At 27.4% G+C, this 6,031-nt stretch carries 2 protein-coding genes; both read right to left on the reverse strand.

Going from position 1 to position 6,031, the window contains the following annotated elements:
- On the reverse strand, window positions 1–2,955 hold a 2,955-nt coding region (locus tag T434_RS07290), incomplete at its 3' end, for a hypothetical protein (protein WP_035358585.1).
- A 16-nt stretch (window positions 2,956–2,971) separates the two neighbouring features.
- On the reverse strand, window positions 2,972–6,031 hold a 3,060-nt coding region (locus T434_RS07295; RefSeq protein ID WP_035358587.1), incomplete at its 5' end, for a transglutaminase family protein.

Here is a 6,031-nt window from a genome sequence, read left to right on the forward strand (position 1 = left end):
CAATAATGAACCTTCAACGATTTCAACAATATTTGATGTTAAATACTCTCCATCATAAATCTTAGATACATCTTTTGGTTTAATTGTAATTGGTCTTGGATGAACAGTTAATGTGCCGTACTCATATGTAATATCGTAATTATGTGTTACATCATTATCTAATACATCCTTAATTACGATTGTTACAACGTTTTCTATGCTTCCTGTTTCAATTAAGACTTGATAATCGATTACTTCAAGTTTATGACCATCAATCAACATACCTAGTATGTCATAAACTGTTGTATTAAAGAGTGGTTCATTATCATATACTTTTTCATCTGATTTAGATTCTATTGTGATAGGACGTTTAAATATTTCTAAAATTCCATATTGGTAATCAATCACATAATTTTCAGTAACGTCTATATCAAATGAATCATATATTTTAACAACAATTATATTTTCTTCAGATCCAACATTAATCATTGAAGTAAAGTCAATAACTTCAATATGATGCCCTTCAATAAGTGTTTCAAATACATCTTTTACTTCGATGTTATAAAGTGATGTTTCATCATATATTTTTTGATCAGTTTTAGATTCTATTGTAATTGGTCTTGGATGAATTGATAATTCACCTGAATCAACTTCAACAATATAGTTTTCAGTAACTTCTTCTAAATCTCTAAATATTGAATAATTTATTATATGATTTTGAACTGTACCTACATTTTTAATACGTCCATCAGCTTCAATGATAATAACTTCATTTTGAGCTAAACTGGTATCATTCATAAATCTAATTTCATTTGAATCGTGATACTCATCATCATAAATCCATATTTGATTCACTAATTCAATATGAATATATCTTTTTTCGATAATTAGTTTTCCATATACATAAGTAATCTCATAGTTTTCTGTTACATTAATATCACTAAAAATCTCGATTTCTATGATATTTTCATAAATTCCTGCATCAATCACAGATGCATACATTATGATGACATATGTCTCTCCATCAACTATAGAACCTTCTATAACTGATAACTCTTGATGACTAAAGTATTTTCCATCATATGTTTTTAATGAATCATGAGTTTCAATTGTAATTAAACGTTTTGTAATTTCTAAATAACCTACTTCATAGGTAATTTCATAATTATGTGTGACATCTTTTTCATTTTCTGTAATCAATACTTTTTCAATATGATTTTGAACTATTCCTACATATTTAATTGATCCATTTGTTTCAATTGTTATTTGATGATGTTCTAAGATAGTTGAATTATCTAAAAACTCAGCAATATTTGATGTTAAATATTTTCCATCATATGTTTTAATCTCATCTTTAGGTTTAATCGTAATTGGTTTTGGATGAATTTCTAATGTACCAAAAGTATATTGAATATCATAATTTTTAGTTATATTTTCAGAATCTTTATAAATTTCAACAACTATACGATTTTCATATGTTCCTACATCAGTCACTTCTAATTTGTCTTTTAAAATCATTTCATGATTTAAAATTGATCCTTCAACAAGATTAAACACACCATATGATAAAGGTGTTCCATCATAAATCTTATTTGATGATTCAGATTCTATTCTAATAGGTCTTGGATGAACTGTTAAAGTACCATATTCAAAACTTATATCGTAATAAGCTGTTACATCAATTTCATCATTTAATATCTTTAATGTTAATTGATTTTGAAGCGTACCAACATGAATAATTGCAGAATACCCTTGGATGATAAATTCATGATCATTCACTAATGAGCCTTCTATGATTTCGAACGTTTCACTTGTTAATGGTGTGGCATCATAAATTTTATCTAACGATGATGTCTTAACTTTAATTGCACGTTTAAGAATTTCTAATGTACCTTCTATGATTTCAATATCATAGTTTGTTGTTACATCTAATCCATTTTCGTCTAAAATTTGATATGATTCTAGTTTATTTTTAACAATTCCAATAACATCTTCTGATTTGCTAAAAACTGGTATAAATTGATGGCCTAAAACTAAAGTACCTTCCTTAATTTCAAAGTGGTCATAACTTAAAGGTGTTCCATCATATACTTTTGATTGAGATAATGTCTCAATCGTTATTTTTCTCTTATAAACTTCAATTTGACCTATAATCTTTTCAATATCATAATTACTTGTTACATCAATTTCACCATCATAGATGTGTATGGATAAAAAATCATTATCAATTGATCCAACATTTTGTATACGCCCTTTTCCTTCGACTATAATTGTATGACCTTCAATTAATGATCCCTCATTAATGATAAATGTTGATGAATAATGATGATTTCCATCATATTCAAATTGAGCATCTAACAATGTTACGCTCACTTTTCTTGGAATAAATGATATTTGTTTTTCAAATGGAACAAATTTATAGTTATTTGTTACATTTTCCCCATTTGAATTATGAATAACAATTTCATTAACTAAAACCGTTGTCTGATTTTTTGATAAATCTTTAAATTCAAAGCGGAATGATTCAATGTAGTCGCTATATGCTAAAGAAGCATTAATTCTAATATCTGTTCCAAATTGAATTGCTGTTTCAACTAAACTGACATCTAATGCTTTTGGTTGAATTTCAAAAGGATAAATTTGAATTTTTTCACCAAATGAACCATTTGTTGTTACTTTAAGTTCATATGAACCTGCTAAAAGAGGTTTTTGTTGATGCCATTCTAAAGTATCTTTTTCTCTATAATAAATTGTGTAATTAGAGAATAATGATTGAACTTTAATATCATATGCATCATCACCATAAATTATTTCAGGGATAGATATGTTATAAACAATACCCTTGGTTGCAATAAAAAGCGTGGTAAAAGATGCTACTGCAATCGTAACAGATATGATAAGTACTTTAAACTTAATGATTAAGTTTTTAAGTTGAAGAAATAATCGAACCTTCTTCTCGTATTTTTCGTATAACATATCTTAACCCCTATTTTTAAAATGGTCGAACAATTAGTAATCCTAATTCAATGTCAATCTCATAGTTATAAGTGATTTCAATACCGTTTTTGTAAATTGTAATACTTTCAATGATGTTTTCGCTTGATCCAATTGATGATTGAATACCAGTGATAACTACTTGAAGTTCATCACCTAAAACGATACTTCCTTCTATAATTTCAAAGTTATTATTTATTAAAGGTAATCCGTCGAAAATCTTTGTCGCATCAGCTGATTTAATGACGATATACCTTGGTGTAATAATTAGCTCACCATAATATGTATTAATATAATAAAGTTCTGTAACATCGCGTCCCATTTCATCTTCAATAATAATAGAAGCTCTATTTAACATGCGACCAACATTAGTTATTTCAGAAACAAATTCTATATAACGGACTTGATGATTATATCCTAAAGTACCTTCTATATGATATTCGTGTTTATAAAGCGGTGAACCATCATAAACTTTAGTACCACTTGAAGTTACAAGATTAATTTCATGTAAATACAGTTGTAATAATCCTTTATTTTTTTGAATATTAAATTCACTTGTAACATCTTTCATATCAGGATCATAAATTGTAAAACTTGCAACTTCAGAATATGATTTACCTGGTGATGAAAGTGCCCCTGATAAGGTATAAGTATATGTATATCCCATATTTAAGTAGAAGTCTAATCCACTTATGGTTACTTCTGTTGCTGAAATCGTTTTACCAATTTCGTAAGGTGCAATGACATTATGTGGTCGAACAGAGATTTTAGGTTTTATATTGCCATCTTCTTCATCACCAATATCACCACCAAATCCATTACCTGGTGTTACTTCAACAATAACCCAACCCTTACCATCAATATAAACTTCTACCCAAGCATGTGCTTTGTTTCCATCAACTTCAACCCATGTATCTTTTTGAGCATTTGCTACAAAACCTACAACATAACGCGCAGGTATACCAAAATAACGGTACATCAAAGTTGCTGCTGCTGCAAAATGTTGACATATACCTTTCTTATGTATTTCTAAAAAATATATAACGATATCATCGACATTTTTTGGCATTGGTCCAAAGTCTTTGTCATAAGTTGCTGCATTTTGAATATATTCTTGGATATCTTCAATTAATGTTGAACTTTCATCGCTTAATCCATTTTGTTGAGCGATTCTTGCAAGTGCATCTTTAGTCATATTAGGTAAATCTAAATATGTTTGATATACATATGTTCGATAAACCATTTCAGCAATTTCAACATCACTTGGAACTACTAATGAACTTGTATTTTCTAAATAATCAAATGGAATATATGTATGATTATGTATCGTTTGATTTGGTCCATAATAATGTACATCATTTGATCCATTTAAATAGTTTGTTGTGTAATACGGTAAATAATAAGGTAATTTATCTTTTACATATTCAATTGAAACAGTTTCTTCTATAAAGTTTGAATGTAATAAAGTTTGGCTTACAAAACTTAATGGATGAACACCGATGCTACCTAAATAAGGGTTTGCTTCTTCCCAACCTTTACCGTTATAGTTTCCATAGGATTTATCTCTTAAGTAAACTGTTCCACTCTTAGAGCTATTTAGTTTTAAATATACTGTATCATCATCAGGAACTGAATCCGTAGAGATATTATCACCTGAATAAATATTTACTAAAATAGTTAATTCACCAAAAGCATATTCAAAATTATAAAACTTGCTGACATCTTGTCCATTTTCATCATAAACAATTGCATATGCTAAGTTATTAATTTTTCCAACTTCTGTAATTGAACCATCAACATAAACAACTAACTGATGCTCAGGTAATATTTCGCCAGATAAAATTTCCCAATTTGGATTTGTAAGTGGTGTGCCATCATAAACTTTATTATCACTTGCTGATCTTATAACTATTTCGATTGGAAGAACTTTTAATTCACCTAAATCAATTTTAATATCATAATATTTTGAAACATCGTTACCATATTCATCATTTACAATTATGAAAATATTATTTCTTATTACACCAGGTTCAGTAATATTAGAGTTCATTATTACGTCAAGATAATGACCTGGTAAAAGTTCATTTAATATTACTTCATAATACGGATGATAAAGAGGTGTTCCATCATATATTTTCTTTGCATCTAGTGTAGTTAAATATATATCTCGTTTCAAAATTTCTAAATTACCATAATGATATTTAATATCGTAATTGAACGTAACATCAATTCCTTGATTATCAACTATTTTAAGAATAATAATGTTATTTTTAGTTCCAGGTTCAATAATTTCTGAAATATATGTTGTTTCTATTTTATGTTCTTCTAGTAAATTGTTTTCATTAATTGTATAATTTTGTTCAATTAATGGTAGCCCATCATATTTCTTTGATTTACTTTCTGTTTGAACGATTAATTCACGCTGTAAAATACTTAAGTTCCCAAACATATAAGTAAATTGATATTTATTTGTTACATTGCTGTTATTTTCATCATAAATCTTAACTTCAACTATATTTTCATATGTACCTACTTTTATAACATTTGTATAATATGTAACTTCATGATAATGATTATCTAATAGCGTTCCAATAATTATTGGTTCTCCAACATTTATTGGTGTTCCATCATATATTTTGGAAAAATCTTCAGTAATAATTGTTAATGGAATAGGATAAATTTTAAGCTTGCCAAATAAGTAATTTATTTGATAATTATTTGTCTTATTATTACCAAATTCATCAATAATTATAAAAACAGCATCATTAGTCACTTCTCCCGGTTCTACGATGCTTGAATAATAATTAACATCAAAGATATCATTGTTGACTAATGATCCACTCATAATTTCATATTCATGTAAATAAAGCGGTGTTCCATCATATGGTTTTTCTGCACTTAAAGTTTTAACAGTTATTGGTCTTTGATAAATCGTTAATAGACTAAAATATTCTATAAAATTATATGCATTTGATACATCATTCCCGTAAATATCAACTATTTTCAATTCTATTTTATTTTCATATGTACCTACTTCTATAACATTTGTATAATATGT

The sequence above is a fragment of the Acholeplasma equifetale ATCC 29724 genome (genome assembly GCF_000687735.1).
Classification (GTDB): domain Bacteria; phylum Bacillota_I; class Bacilli_A; order Acholeplasmatales; family Acholeplasmataceae; genus Acholeplasma; species Acholeplasma equifetale.